Source organism: Amycolatopsis deserti (genome assembly GCF_014653945.1).
GTDB lineage: Bacteria > Actinomycetota > Actinomycetes > Mycobacteriales > Pseudonocardiaceae > Amycolatopsis_E > Amycolatopsis_E deserti.
Genome location: NZ_BNAU01000001.1, coordinates 1,558,160 through 1,571,057 on the forward strand (window position 1 = coordinate 1,558,160; position 12,898 = coordinate 1,571,057).

At 72.0% G+C, this 12,898-nt stretch carries 11 protein-coding genes and 4 tRNA genes; 6 read left to right on the forward strand and 9 right to left on the reverse strand.

Annotation, left to right across the window (positions count from 1 at the left end):
- Positions 1–7 precede the first annotated feature (7 nt).
- The 8 genes from IE290_RS07625 to IE290_RS07660 all read right to left on the reverse strand — a co-directional run bounded on the left by IE290_RS07625 (position 8) and on the right by IE290_RS07660 (position 8,257).
- Positions 8–1,033, reverse strand: coding sequence for an NAD-dependent epimerase/dehydratase family protein (locus IE290_RS07625; protein WP_191243726.1), 1,026 nt, complete (start codon positions 1,031–1,033; stop codon positions 8–10).
- On the reverse strand, positions 1,033–1,836 hold the full coding sequence (locus tag IE290_RS07630; RefSeq protein ID WP_191243727.1) for a glycosyltransferase family protein: 804 nt from the start codon (positions 1,834–1,836) through the stop codon (positions 1,033–1,035). The genes IE290_RS07625 and IE290_RS07630 overlap by 1 nt, the downstream gene beginning before the upstream one ends.
- Positions 1,837–3,111, reverse strand: a complete 1,275-nt coding sequence (locus tag IE290_RS07635; protein WP_191243728.1) for a class I SAM-dependent methyltransferase — start codon at positions 3,109–3,111, stop codon at positions 1,837–1,839. It lies immediately after the preceding gene.
- 215 nt (positions 3,112–3,326) lie between these two features.
- Positions 3,327–4,400 carry a class I SAM-dependent methyltransferase gene (locus IE290_RS07640; RefSeq protein ID WP_191243729.1) on the reverse strand — a complete coding sequence of 358 codons (1,074 nt, stop codon included), beginning with the start codon at positions 4,398–4,400 and terminating at the stop codon, positions 3,327–3,329.
- Positions 4,397–5,053, reverse strand: a complete 657-nt coding sequence (locus IE290_RS07645; RefSeq protein WP_191243730.1) for a PIG-L deacetylase family protein — start codon at positions 5,051–5,053, stop codon at positions 4,397–4,399. The genes IE290_RS07640 and IE290_RS07645 overlap by 4 nt, the downstream gene beginning before the upstream one ends.
- Before the next feature lie 26 nt (positions 5,054–5,079).
- Entirely contained in the window at positions 5,080–6,603 is a 1,524-nt protein-coding gene (locus IE290_RS07650) for a sugar transferase (RefSeq protein ID WP_191243731.1), read from the reverse strand.
- A gap of 572 nt (positions 6,604–7,175) precedes the next feature.
- Positions 7,176–7,982 (reverse strand): IclR family transcriptional regulator, encoded by an 807-nt coding sequence (locus tag IE290_RS07655; RefSeq protein WP_191243732.1) that lies wholly within the window; start codon positions 7,980–7,982, stop codon positions 7,176–7,178.
- A 200-nt stretch (positions 7,983–8,182) separates the two neighbouring features.
- A tRNA-Val gene (locus IE290_RS07660) sits at positions 8,183–8,257 on the reverse strand.
- 382 nt (positions 8,258–8,639) lie between these two features.
- Here IE290_RS07660 and IE290_RS07665 point away from each other — a divergent pair.
- From IE290_RS07665 to IE290_RS07685, 5 genes are all read left to right on the forward strand, one after another.
- Positions 8,640–9,065: an SsgA family sporulation/cell division regulator gene (locus tag IE290_RS07665; RefSeq protein WP_094007105.1), complete on the forward strand. Its 426-nt coding sequence runs from the start codon at positions 8,640–8,642 to the stop codon at positions 9,063–9,065.
- A gap of 117 nt (positions 9,066–9,182) precedes the next feature.
- Positions 9,183–9,255, forward strand: a tRNA-Gly gene (locus IE290_RS07670).
- A 24-nt stretch (positions 9,256–9,279) separates the two neighbouring features.
- Positions 9,280–9,350, forward strand: a tRNA-Cys gene (locus tag IE290_RS07675).
- 1 nt (position 9,351) lies between these two features.
- Positions 9,352–9,423, forward strand: a tRNA-Val gene (locus IE290_RS07680).
- A gap of 448 nt (positions 9,424–9,871) precedes the next feature.
- The gene (locus tag IE290_RS07685; RefSeq protein ID WP_191243733.1) at positions 9,872–10,390 is read left to right on the forward strand and encodes a hypothetical protein; all 519 of its coding nucleotides are present in this window, start codon (positions 9,872–9,874) and stop codon (positions 10,388–10,390) included.
- Between the two features lie 215 nt (positions 10,391–10,605).
- Here IE290_RS07685 and IE290_RS07690 read toward each other — a convergent pair whose 3' ends face one another.
- Positions 10,606–11,481, reverse strand: coding sequence for a LysR family transcriptional regulator (locus IE290_RS07690; RefSeq protein ID WP_229874293.1), 876 nt, complete (start codon positions 11,479–11,481; stop codon positions 10,606–10,608).
- A gap of 70 nt (positions 11,482–11,551) precedes the next feature.
- Between IE290_RS07690 and gabT the strand changes: the two genes are divergently transcribed.
- Positions 11,552–12,892 (forward strand): 4-aminobutyrate--2-oxoglutarate transaminase, encoded by a 1,341-nt coding sequence (gabT, locus tag IE290_RS07695; protein WP_191243734.1) that lies wholly within the window; start codon positions 11,552–11,554, stop codon positions 12,890–12,892.
- The last annotated feature ends 6 nt before the right edge of the window (positions 12,893–12,898 follow it).

Here is a 12,898-nt window from a genome sequence, read left to right on the forward strand (position 1 = left end):
CCTGCGGTCAGGTTCGGTGTCTTCGCAGATCCGGCGCGAGGTCGCCGCGCGCCTGCGCGGACTTCAGCCAGGCCAGGCGGGTGAACCGCCCGCTGAAGCTCTCCATGGTCAGGCCGTGGCGGGTGTAGTGCGCGGCCAGTTCCCGGGCGCCGGCCGCCACCGTCCACGTCGCCTCGTACCCGGGAAGCGCTTCCCGGATGCGGGAGAAGTCCACCCGGTAGGAGCGGGGGTCGGGGCCCGCCTCACCGGTGATCAGCAGTTCCGAGCCCGGCACGGCGGTGACCACGGACTCGGCGATCTGGCGCACCGTGAGGTTGTTGGCCTCGGTGCCCACGTTGAACGCCCGGTCGTGCACGGCTTCGGCGGGCGCGGTCAGCGCCGCCGCGAAGGCCGTCGCGATGTCGTGCGCGTGCACCAGCGGCCGCCACGGCGTGCCGTCGGAGAGCACCCGCACCTGCCCGGTGAGCACGGCGTGGCCCACCAGGTTGTTCAGCACGATGTCGGCGCGCAGCCGCGGCGAGAACCCGAAGGCGGTCGCGTTGCGCAGGTACACCGGGCTGAACCCGGAGTCGGCGAGGTCGTGCAGGTCGTCCTCGACGCGCACCTTCGACTCCGCGTACGGCGTGACCGGGCGCAGCGGCGCGTCCTCGGTCACCAGGTCCTCCCCCGCCGCGCCGTAGACCGAGCACGTCGAGGCGTAGAGGAACCGGCGCACCCCGGCGTCCTTGGCGAGCTTGGCCAGCTGCACCGACGCGGTGTGGTTGATCTCGTAGGTCAGCTCCGGCGCGAGCGCGCCCAGCGGGTCGTTGGACAGCGCGGCCAGGTGGATCACCGCGTCCACACCGGACAGCCGGCCGGCCGTGACGTCCCGCAGGTCCACCGGATCGCCCGGCGGGTCGTCCGGCGCGGGCCCGAGCACGCACGCGGCGAACAGGCCGGAGTCCAGGCCGAGCACCTCGTGCCCGGCTTCGCGCAGCACCGGCGCCATCACCGATCCCAGGTAGCCCTGGTGCCCGGTCAGCAGGACCCGCATCACCGCACCCCCGCCGGGATCGAGGCCGGGCGCTCCCACAGCATCCACGGGCGGGCGCCGCTTTCGTAGGCCGCGTCGAGCGCGGCGCGCTCCTTGAACGTGTCCGCCGGCTGCCAGAACCCGCGGTAGGGGTAGGCGATCAGCCGGTCCTTTTCGGCCAGTGCCGCGCAGCCGTCCTCGACCAGGTCACCGTTTTCCGGGAGGTGGTCGAAGATCTCCTGCCGCAGCACGAAGTAGCCGGCGTTCTCCCACAGCGGCAGGCGGCTGGCCGAGCTGATGCCGGAGACCCGGTTGGAGTTCTCGCGGAACTCCACGCAGTGGAACGAGGACTGCGGCGGCACCACCATCATCGACGCCCCGGCGTCGGACGCCGCGAGGTTGTCCACCATGACGTCCAGCGGCGCGTCGGTGAGCACGTCGGCGTAGTTGGCGAGGAAGATCTCCTCACCGTCGACGTACTTGCGGACCCGGCGCAGCCGCTCCCCGATCGGCGACTCGATGCCGGTGTGCACGAACGTGATCGACCAGTCGCTGATGTCGGTGGACAGCAGCTCGACCTCACCGCCGCGCAGCACGAAGTCGTTGGACGCGGTCTCGGTGTAGGACAGGAAGAAGTCCGTGATGTGCCGGGCGCCGTAGCCCAGGCACAGGATGAACTCGGTGTGCCCGAAGTGCGCGTAGTAGCGCATCACGTGCCACAGCAGCGGCCGCGGGCCCACCATCTGCATCGGCTTGGGCACGTCGTCCGCGGGGCCGTTGCGCATGCGCATCCCGTAGCCCCCGCAGAAGAGCACCACCTTCATTCAGTTCACCTCGACAGCCTGCAGCACGGGATTTCTCGGGGAGACGATCTCCAGCTCCGGGATCGGGAACACGAGCCGGCCGCCCCAGTCCGCGACGTAGGCCAGCTGCTCGGTCAGCTCGGCGCGCAGGTTCCAGGGCAGCACGAGCACGTAGTCGGGCCGGTCGGCCGCGATCCGCTCCGGCGGGAAGACCGGGATGCGGGTGCCGGGGGTGAACCGGCCGTGTTTGTACGGGTTGCGGTCCACTGTGTACTCGAGCAGGTCCGGCCGGATCCCGCAGTGGTTGAGCAGGGTGTTGCCCTTGCCGGGCGCGCCGTAGCCGGCCACCCGTTCACCGCGGCGCTTGGCGCCGATCAGGAACTCCAGCAGCGACAGGCGGATCTCCTCGACGCGGCGGGCGAAGCCAGCGTAGCCGGACAGCTCGTGCAGCCCGGCGGCGCGCTCGCGCTCCAGCACCTCGGCGACCCGGGCAGAGGGCGCGCCGGCGGCTTCGGCGGGCCGCGCCCACACCCGGATCGAGCCGCCGTGGGTGTCCAGCAGCTCGACGTCGGCCACGGCCAGCCCGGCCGTCGCCAGCGCCCGCCGCGCGGAGGCGAGCGTGTAGTACTGGAAGTGCTCGTGGTAGATCGTGTCGTACTGGGTCAGCTCGACGAGGCTGAGCAGGTGCTGCACCTCGATCGAGACCCAGCCGTCGTCGGCGACGAGCGCGCGCAGGCCGCGGGTGAACCCGAGGATGTCCGGGATGTGCGCGTAGACGTTGTTGGCGACCACCAGGTCCGCGGGCCCGTGCTCGGCGCGCACCGCGGCGCCGGTCTCCGGGGTGAGGAACGCGGTCAGCGTGGGCACGCCGGCCTCGCGCGCGGCCGCGCCGACGTTGACCGACGGTTCGATGCCCAGGCAGCGCAGGCCGCGGGCGACGACGTTGCGCAGCAGGTAGCCGTCGTTGCTGGCGACCTCGACGACGAAGGAGTCCGGGCCGAGGCCGAGACGGCCGGCGGCGGAGTCGACGAAATCCTTCGCGTGCGCCAGCCAGGAGTGGGAAAACGACGAGAAGTAAGCGTATTCGGTGAAAGTCTCCACCGGATCGATCAGGGGTGGCAGCTGGGCCAGCAGGCACTCCGGGCAGATCCGCAGGTGCAGCGGGTAGGCCGGTTCCGGGGCGTCCAGGTCCTCCGCCGCGAGGAACGACTCGCACGGCGGGCTCGCGCCGAGGTCCACCACGCTGCGCAGACCCGGCGTGCCGCACAGGCGGCAGGACAGCGTCACGGCTGGCATGGTGTGCTCGTTCTCCCTGTGATCGCACTGCCCCGTCCTGTAATGGGGCCTATGTCAACGTGACTATAGGGATGGCCGTGGCTGGCGTTACGAGCAACTGGCTGATCAATTGACCCCGATCGGGTGATCGCTACCACTCGCTGTAGCAGGCCACTTCACGAGAAGTCACCGGCAAGAGATCATCTTCGCGTTTTGACCGGTTCACCCGGCCACGGTCACGCCACGATCCACTCGCAGTGGTCCCCGTCGAGCTGCGGGAAGGCCGCGCGCACCTCGGGCTCGAGATCCGGGACGAACAGCAGGACAGCGCGCGGGATCGGGTGGGTGAGGGCATCCGTTGATACCACGGGAATCCGGGTACCGGGCATCCGCCGACCGCGCTTGGCCGGGGAGATGTCCGCGATCGCCGGCAACAGATCGATATCGATTCTGGCGCGGCGCAGGAGCACCACCGCGCGGGACGCGGCGCCGTAGCCGACGACGCGCTCCCCCGCGTGCTCCCGCAGCCGCGCCCGCACGCGCGCACAGCCCGCTTCGACGGCCCGGCCCAGGCCGGCGACGACGGCGATCTCCTCCGCCCCCGCGGCGCGTTCGGCGGCTGCCAGGCCCGTGGTCTCGGCGGTCGGCGTGAGGTCGCGGCCCAGTTCGAGCAGCACGGTGCCGCCGTAGAGGTCGAAGGTCCAGCTGCGGCCGGGAGTCAGCCCGGCCGAGGCGGCCAGGGTGATCGCCGCCGGCGTGGAGTAGTACGCGAAGTGCCCGTGCCGCAGGGCGTTCCACTGCCCCTGCCGGACGATCGAGGCCAGCGAGTGGAACTGCATCAGCAGCGCACCGCCGGGCGCGAGCCGCGCCGCGCGACGCGCCATGGCCGCGCGCTGGTTCGGTTCGTGCATCAGCCCGAAGCAGTCGACGACGACGTCCGCCGGCTCGCCCTCGGCCGCCTCCCGCAGGCCCGCGGCGCGCAGCAGCGGCAGCCACGAACCACCGTGCGGGCTGCCGAACTCGGCCACCGTCGCGCCCGGGCGCACCAGCCCGGCGCTGGTGAGCCTGGCGACCGCGTCGGCGGCCTGGTCGGTCAGCGCCTTCGGCTCCACCCCGGCGGGTTCCTCGGCGGTGCCGGGGTCCTCGGCCAGCTGGGCCAGGGCGCAGCGGGCGCACATCCACATCCGCAGCGGCCACACCGGGTCCGGGCCGGGATCGGCCGCGGGCGGGAACAGGTCGCACGGCGGCTGCTCGCCCAGATCGAGCACGACCTCTCCGTCGGTGGCGCCGCACGCGCGGCAGCTGATCATGGTGTCTCCTTGGCGAGCGTCAGCGCGAGCTTGTCCACGTAGAAGGCTTCGGCGTAGCGGGTGTGCTGCTGCACCCCGCGCAGCCGCGCCAGGCCGAGGAACGCGTCGCGGGTGTACCAGTCCCGGGCGTGCTGCGACGGGTAGTGCTTGGCCAGCAGGTCGGCCTTGGCCTCGGCGACCTCGTCGGTCAGCGGCTGGTAGACCGAGGGCTGGCCGAGGTCGCCGTCCCACTTGAGGATCTCGTAGCCGAACACGAGCTGGTCGCGGAACACGGTGGGCACGATCTCGGCGAGCAGCCGGTGGTCCTGGTGGCGGTCACCGGGCTGCGGCGCGAACACCAGGTCCGGCGTGACGCGGCCGCGCAGCGCGGTGACGGCGTCCTTGACCGCGTTCCAGTGCGCCGGCATCCGCCCGTCGGGCAGGTCCAGCACGGTCAGCTCGACATGCGCCGGGGCGCAGAACTCGGTCAGCGCGGCCTGTTCCTCGGCGGCGCGTTCGGTGCCGCCGCCGGACAGGACGAGCGCGTGCACCTGGAGGTCGGGGCGGTCCGCGCACAGCGTGAGCAGCGCGCCGCCGGCGCCGATGGCGAGGTCGTCGCAGTGGGCGCCGAGCAGCGCGACCGAGCGGAGGCGGGGGAAGGTGAGGGCGTGCACGTCGGGCCAGGGTGCCAGAGGCGGCGTCAGTACGCGCCCCGGCCTCCGGTGACCGCGCGGAAGGTCTTCCACAGGATCGCCATGTCCAGCGCCAGCGACCAGTCCTCGACGTAGCGCAGGTCGAGCCGGACGCTTTCCTCCCAGGACAGGTCGCTGCGGCCGCTGACCTGCCACAACCCGGTCATGCCCGGTTTGACGAGCAGCTTGCGGCGGGCGGCACGCTCGTAGTTCTCGGTTTCGGCGGGCAGCGGCGGGCGCGGGCCGACGAGCGACATGGTGCCGCCCAGGACGTTGAACAGCTGCGGCAGCTCGTCGAGGGAGTAGCGGCGCAGCACCGCGCCGACCCGGGTGATGCGCGGGTCGCGGCGGAGCTTGAACAGCGGGCCGGCGCCCTCGTTGTCCCCGAGTAGGCCGTGCCGCAGCCGGTCGGCGTCCATGACCATGGTGCGGAACTTGATCATGGTGAAGGTGCGGCCGTCGCGGCCCACGCGGAGCTGGCGGTAGAACACCGGGCCGCGGTCGTTGAGCTTGATCAGCATCGCGATGCCCAGCAGCACGGGCGCGGCGAGCGCGAGCAGCGCGGCGGCGCCCAGGCGGTCCACGACGTCCTTCACGATCCGCCGCCCGCCGGTGAAGGTGGGCGCGGACACGCGCAGCAGCGGCATACCCAGCACGCCGGACACGTTGAGCCGCGGCCCGGCGACCTCCATCAGCACCGGCGCGACGACCAGTTCCGCGCCCGTGCCCTCCAGGTCCCACGCCAAGCGCTGCAGCCGTTCGGGTGTCCAATAGGGATCGGAGGTGATGGCCACGACCCGGTAGCCGCCGCGGCGGACCTGGTCGGCCAGTTCGTCGAGGCGCCCGGCGACGGCGATGCCGCCGATCTCGCCGGTGGCGCGCTCGCCCTGGCCGGTCGCGGTGCACACGGCCGCCACCTGCCACCCGACGTGGGATTCGGTGCGGGTGCGCTCGATCAGGTCCCGCAGCGTGTCCGGCGAGCCGGCCGCGATGACCGAGTGCATGCACTCGCCGGCGCGGCGCTTGCGGTGCAGCACCTGCCGCAGCCCGTACCGCGCCGGGAACGCGATCACCGCGACCGCCGGGACGGCGTAGAACACCCACGGCTGCACGTCGAGCGCGCCGAACAGCAGACCGGCGAGCGCCACGACGACGGCCGCCATCACCAGGCTGCGGCCCAGGCGGCGGAACTCCTCGGTGCCTTCGCCGAGCACGTGCTGGCTCCAGGCGCGGTTGACCGGCAGGGAGCACAGGATCGCGAACGCGGTGCCCGAGGCGTGCAGGAAGTAGGGCCGGCCGGTGATGTTCAGGATGACCACCGCGCCGGTGACGATGACCAGCAGGGTGGCGACCACGTCCGCGGTGATCACGTAGCCGCGGTACCGGGTCTCCCAGGGCTGGGCCGCCGCGCGCGGCGTTGCTTTGTCGCCCGGGCCGACGGCGTGCAGCCGGGCGTGGCCCGAGGGGTCTCGCGTCTCGGAACCCAGGACCGCCTCCCCCAGCGACATGGGCTTCCGCACCGGCTCTTCCATCCGACCTCCCGCGACGTCCGGCTGGTTGCCGGCGCGCCCCGATCACGCCGACGATTACCCGAAGTAACCGTGCTCTGTGTTCTGCCCCACCCTTCTGGGGCAGCGTCTGACCTGGAATCGGTGGCGTTCTGAGTGGTGTTACAAGCTACTTCAGGGAATTTGCCGGACGAGACGATCACGGTCGGATTACGGAGGGCGCTCGTTGCTCACCCGCAAACAACTACTGTTGGTAGCCGGTTAATTGACCACTTCTTCATGTGTTTCACCTAGTAAAACGTAGAAGCTGAAATTGCCCCGTTCGGGGCATTGCCGGACCACCGCCCCGCCGCGAGGATTGCTCCCGCCGCACGGTCGTTTCCTCACCGGGGCGGCAGCCAGCTGTCGTGCCACAGCCATTGACACCCCCGGCCACGGCTGGTCCAAGGGACCCTCGGTGCACTAGTTCTTTCCGCCCTCCCCGGTGCACCGGGGTTCCCTCCAGCGGAGCAAGGCACGCCGGTGGAAACGGCGCCCTGGCAACGAAAGCCGGCCGCCACGAGCGAGCAGTCCCGGTTTCGTCGAGGACGCCACTCCTACGCGACCTCTCCCGAGGGCCGGGTGGAAATCTGCTCCGCGATGCGCTGCAAAGCCTTCGCCGCCCCGGGAACGTCCCGCTGCGGGAATCGCGCCGCGGGCGCACTCAGCGAGATCGCGGCCGGCAGGTTGGTTCCCAGCAGCGGCACGGCCACGCACCGCCCGTCGGCCTCGTTCTCGCCGTCGTCCACCGCGAAGCCCTGTGCGCGGACCTTGTCCAGCTCGGTGAGGTAGTCCTCGACGGTGACGATGGTGCGCTCGGTGCGCGCCGGCATGCCGGACCGCTCGAGCAGCTCCCGCACGCGCGTCTCGGGCAGGTGGGCCGCGATCGCCTTGCCGAGTGCCGTGGAGTGCAGCGGGTCGCGGTCACCGCGGGAGGCGGCCAGACGCACACCGCGGCGGCTTTCGATGATGTCGATGTAGATGATGTGGTCGCTGTCCAGCAGCCCCAGGTTCGCCGTCTCGCCGAACTCGTCCCGCACGCTTTCCAGCCACGGCCGCACCCGCTCGCGCAGCAGCTCCAGGTGGCGGGACTGCATGCCGAGGAACCCCAGCCCCAGCCGGCACAGCCCGGTGACCTCGTCGCGCTCGACGTAGCGGTGGGCCTCCAGGGTCCACAGGTAGCGGTAGGCCGAGGACTTCGGCATCCCGGTGGCCTCGACCACCTCGTTGAGGGTGATCCCGTCCACGGACTCCTGCAGCAGGTTGAGGATGGCGCAGACCCGGTCGACGGCGCGCAGCGAGTAGTCGCGGTCTTCGGCGGGAGGAGGTTCGTCGGAGTTGCGGTGCGGCGACAGCGAACTCACCTCGTTTCATCAGCAGGAGTGAGCGTTTCATGTTACCGCGAGCACACCGCTTCACGCAGCCATCGCCGGGGGCGACCGCACGGGTGACGGCCGTCTCCCGCGCCCGAGTGACGTGGGAAACGTGCCGGAATGAAACAAAACGGCCCCAGGTTGGAAGCCTTGGGACTGAACTTCAGGGCTTCACCTGGGGCCGGTTTCGGTGGTGGGCGATACTGGGATCGAACCAGTGACCTCTTCGGTGTGAACGAAGCGCTCTCCCGCTGAGCTAATCGCCCCCGTCCGTACGAGAGGGAACTCTAGCGGATAGCCTGCCGGGCACTGCAAACGGGTGGTCTTTGGGCCACACGCTGCGGATACGACCCGACACGCTGCGGAGAAGCCCGAGGTGATCGAGGTCGCCCCCGGCCGCGGAGCGATCCAGGTCACGTGCCAGGCTGCGAAGCCGTGCTGTCCTGCCCGCGTCAAACCGAGCAGTATGTGGGTAGACGATCAGCGAGGCCGGTCCCGCAGGCCGGTACCGCGCGAGCGCGAGTGCGAGAGGTGCGCGAACCCGTCCGGGTGAAGCCCGGGGAGTTCGCGAAGCGAGACGGTGGGTTCGTGCGTCTCACACTCGAAGCTCGGCCGAGCGGGCCGTGAAGGGAGACGAAAGGTAAGACGATGCGCAACGACCACGTGACGCTCCGCTCCACAGCGGTGTTCGACCTCCTGGCGCCGCGCGCCCCGGCCGTTCCCGTGAAGGTGGAGCTGCGGTACGACACCCGCGACCCGTACGCGGTCGTGGCGGCGTTCCGGACCGGCCGCGCCGGCTGGGTGGAATGGGTGTACGCCCGCGACCTGCTCGCCGACGGGCTGCTGGCCGAGGCCGGCGACGGCGACGTCCGGATCCGCCCCTCGGTCGAGGACCCCGAGTCGGTGATGATCGAGCTGAACTCGCCGTCCGGGCACGCCGTGTTCGAGGCCTCCGCCCAGGAGCTCGCCGACTTCCTGGACCGCACCTACGACGTGGTGCTGCCGGGCAACGAGCACCTGTGGATCGACCTCGACGACGCGCTCACCCACCTGATCCCCAACGATCTTGGATAGCACCCGCGCCGGGGGCGCGGAACACCCACCCCCCTGTTTTCGCGGGTTCCGCGGTCGGATATTGTTCTCTCACACCACGACGACGGGGGCCTTCACCGGAACCCGGAGTCACGGTAGGCGGACGTAGCGCAGCTGGTAGCGCATCACCTTGCCAAGGTGAGGGTCGCGGGTTCGAATCCCGTCGTCCGCTCGGGGAGCCCACTCGGGCCCGCACGGTGGAGTGGCCGAGAGGCGAGGCAACGGCCTGCAAAGCCGTGTACACGGGTTCGAATCCCGTCTCCACCTCGCGCGATTAGCTCAGCGGGAGAGCGCTACCTTGACACGGTAGAGGTCACTGGTTCAATCCCAGTATCGCGCACTCTCCGGCCCAACGGCCCGTCGGTGATCACTCACCGGCGGGCCGTTGGTCGTTTCCAGGGTCGGCACGGCTTTCTGGGGTGACCGCCGCGGCGACCGCGGAACCCCAGCCCCCGGGCAGCCATCCCCGCTCGGCGCTCGGCCACCACCGCGCCCCGCCCACCCCTCGAACCCGCAGCGCCGCGACGACACACCCCTTCCAGGGTGCGGTCACCACCACGCCCCCACCACACCCGCCATCCCGGGTGCGGTCACCACCGCATCCCCGCCACACCCGCCATCCGGGATGCCGCCTCCGTGCGCCCCCGGCGACCTTTCCTGCCGCACCCCTCGCCGCGGTGTGATTGTCGTCCGGAGGGCTGTGACCTCGGGCAAAAGTGCGCCGGCCGGGGCGTGACGAGCTGTTAGCGTGCTTGAACCGCCCCCGTAGTCCCGGAAGGTGCCCGCAAGTGTCCGCCGACCTGTCGTCCGTCATCGCGGCCACCGCGCAGTGGCTGCTGCGCGCCTACCCGCCCGAGCGCGGCCCGCTGAGCGCCGCCCTCGCCGAGGCCCAGTGCCGCCAGGCCGCGACCGTCGCCGCGTGGCTGCGCTACCCCACCGCCCTCGACGCCGGGCTCCTGGACGTCGTCGGCCCCGGCGGGTCCGGTCGGCTGGACTGGGTCGCGGGCGTCGACGTCGTGCCCGGCGAGGACACCGCGTGGCGCACCTGGGTGGACGAGGTCGTCGCCAGCTGGGCGGCCTGCCTGCTCGCCGACCGCGAACTCGCCGTGGCCGCCGCCGCGACCGTCACCGGCTCCGTCCACGCCGCCGGCCTCGCCACCGACTTCCGCCGCCTCACCGACCCCGATCTCCGCGACCGGCAGGCGGCCGTGCTGCTGCGGCACCCCGACCTGCTGTCCCCGGTCGCCGACCTGCACCGGGCCGGCCTGCTCGACCGGCTGAGCGGCGGGACCGCGCGCGCCGCCTGACCTGGTCCACTGTGGACCTCGCCCGGAAACCGCGGGGTGGCGCGGCGGCAACGTTGGCGGATGACCATGGCGCAGGGGCCGGACTTCGTGATCGTCAGCCGCAACGCGCTGGCCTCCGGGCGCCGCGCCAGGATGGCGTGCGCGGCGGGCATCGGGGTGTTCTGCTGGGACGCTCACCCTGGTCCCCGCCCGCCCGGAGGTGCGGGCCGGCCGTCTCACCCGTAGCGCTCCGCCACGAAATCCCCCAGCCGGCGGGCGAAGGCCGCCAGCGTCGCGGCCGCCTCGTGGCGGGAGTCCCACGCCGCGGTCAGCTTGATCTCCAGCCGGCGCTCCCCCGTGCGCACCCGCAGCGGCACCAGCCCGAACCGCGGATCGTCCGACACCAGCGCCACTCCCCGCCCCGCCGCGGCGTGCGCCTGCGCCACCGTGCCGTTCGCGGCCTCGATGACCTGCGCGTACGTGGCGCCCAGCTCGAGCAGCGCCGCGTCCAGCGACTGCCGCGCGGTGAACGCCGGCGGCAGGATGATCACCTGTTCCTCCAGCACCTCCGCCAGCTCGACGCTCCCCCGGCCGCACCACGGGTGCCGCTCCGGCACGTACGCCCACACCGGCAGCACCGCCAGCCGCCGCGACCGGTAGGGCGCGCGGGGCGCAGCGGTGGCGATCGCCAGGTCGGCGCCGCGCGCCAGGGTCTCCACCGCGGACAGCCCGTCCGCCCCCAGCACGTCGATCGTCGGGTCCTCGGGCGCCAGGGTCGCGATGAACGGGGCCACCACGTCGGTCAGGGTCACCGTCGGGGCGCCGATCGTCAGCCGGTCGATGCGGCCGTGCGCGTGGAACGTCGCCGCCGTCTTCAGCGCCTCGGCCCGCTCCAGCACGTCCCGCGCGTTCGCCAGCAGCGCGCGGCCGACCCGGGACGGCGTCATCCGCCGCCCCGCCCGGTCGAACAGGTCCGCGCCCAGCTCCTCCTCCAGCTGCCGCAGCTGCCGCGACAGGCTCGGCTGGGTGATGTGCAGCAGCTCGGCCGCCCGGCTGACCGTGCCCGCCTCGCAGGTCACCACGAAGTACCGCAGGTGCCGCAGCTCCATCATGCCTCCCAGGCATCGAAATCCTGCCGATCAAGTATTGGACAGCATGACCGGCCGCTTCCGAAACTGGGGCATGACCACGAGCACGGACACAGGCATCCGCCAGCAGCGGCGGCTGGAGACGGCGATCCCGGGACCGCGGTCCTGCGAACTCATGGCGCGCAAGGGCGCCGCGGTCGCCGCGGGGGTGGGCGCCACGATGCCGGTCTTCGCGGCCGCGGCCGGCGGCGGGATCGTGGTGGACGTCGACGGCAACCACCTGATCGACCTCGGCTCGGGCATCGCGGTCACCACCGTCGGCGCGAGCAACCCGCGGGTCGTGGCGGCCGTGCGCGAGCAGGTGGCGGCGTTCACCCACACCTGTTTCATGGTCACGCCGTACGAGGGCTACGTGGCCGTCGCCGAATCACTCAACCGGCTGACTCCGGGTGATCACGACAAGCGCACGGCGTTGTTCAACTCGGGCGCGGAGGCGGTCGAGAACGCGGTCAAGATCGCGCGGGCGCACACCGGCCGGCACGCGGTGGTGGTGTTCGACCACGCCTACCACGGCCGCACCAACCTGACGATGGCGATGACCGCGAAGTCCATGCCGTACAAGCACGGGTTCGGGCCGTTCGCGCCGGAGGTCTACCGGGCGCCGCTGTCCTACCCGTTCCGCGACGGCGGCCTGGACGGCGCCGAGGCCGCGCGCCGGGCGCTGGACGTGGTCGAAAAGCAGGTCGGGGCGGCGAACCTGGCGGCGCTGGTGATCGAGCCGATCCAGGGCGAGGGCGGGTTCATCGAGCCCGCGCCGGGGTTCCTGCCCGCGCTGGCGGAGTGGTGCCGGGCGAACGGGGTGGTGTTCGTCGCCGACGAGGTCCAGACCGGGTTCGCCCGCACCGGCGACTGGTTCGCCTGCGACCACGAGGGCGTCGTGCCGGACCTGATCGTGACCGCGAAGGGCATCGCGGGCGGGCTGCCGCTGTCGGCGGTGACCGGGCGCGCGGAGATCATGGACGCCGCGCACGCCGGCGGGCTGGGCGGCACCTACGGCGGCAATCCGCTGGCGTGCGCCGCGGCGCTGGCCGCGATCGAGACCATCGAGCAGGACGCGCTGGTGGCGCGGGCGCGCGAGATCGGCTCGGTGCTCACGTCCCGGCTGCGCGCACTGGCCGATCCCCGGATCGGAGACGTGCGTGGCCGCGGCGCGATGATCGCGGTCGAGCTGGTGCGGCCGGGCACGAGCGAGCCCGACCCGGCGCTGGCGAAGCGCGTCGCGGCGGTGGCCCACGAGCGGGGCGTGATCGTGCTGACCTGCGGCACCCACGGCAACGTGCTGCGCTTCCTCCCGCCGCTGACGATCAGCGACGCGCTCCTCCACGACGCGATGGACGTCCTCGGCGAGGCGCTCGCCGCCGAAGTCACCGTCTGAGGGGGC

Coding starts and splice junctions, on each gene's coding strand:
- IE290_RS07625 (WP_191243726.1), bottom strand. CDS start 1,033: ATGCGGGTCCTGCTGACCGGGCACCAGGGCTACCTGGGATCGGTGATG.
- IE290_RS07665 (WP_094007105.1), top strand. CDS start 8,640: ATGCGCAACGACCACGTGACGCTCCGCTCCACAGCGGTGTTCGACCTC.
- IE290_RS07650 (WP_191243731.1), bottom strand. CDS start 6,603: ATGGAAGAGCCGGTGCGGAAGCCCATGTCGCTGGGGGAGGCGGTCCTG.
- IE290_RS07640 (WP_191243729.1), bottom strand. CDS start 4,400: ATGATCAGCTGCCGCGCGTGCGGCGCCACCGACGGAGAGGTCGTGCTC.
- IE290_RS07690 (WP_229874293.1), bottom strand. CDS start 11,481: ATGATGGAGCTGCGGCACCTGCGGTACTTCGTGGTGACCTGCGAGGCG.
- IE290_RS07635 (WP_191243728.1), bottom strand. CDS start 3,111: ATGCCAGCCGTGACGCTGTCCTGCCGCCTGTGCGGCACGCCGGGTCTG.
- gabT (WP_191243734.1), top strand. CDS start 11,552: ATGACCACGAGCACGGACACAGGCATCCGCCAGCAGCGGCGGCTGGAG.
- IE290_RS07630 (WP_191243727.1), bottom strand. CDS start 1,836: ATGAAGGTGGTGCTCTTCTGCGGGGGCTACGGGATGCGCATGCGCAAC.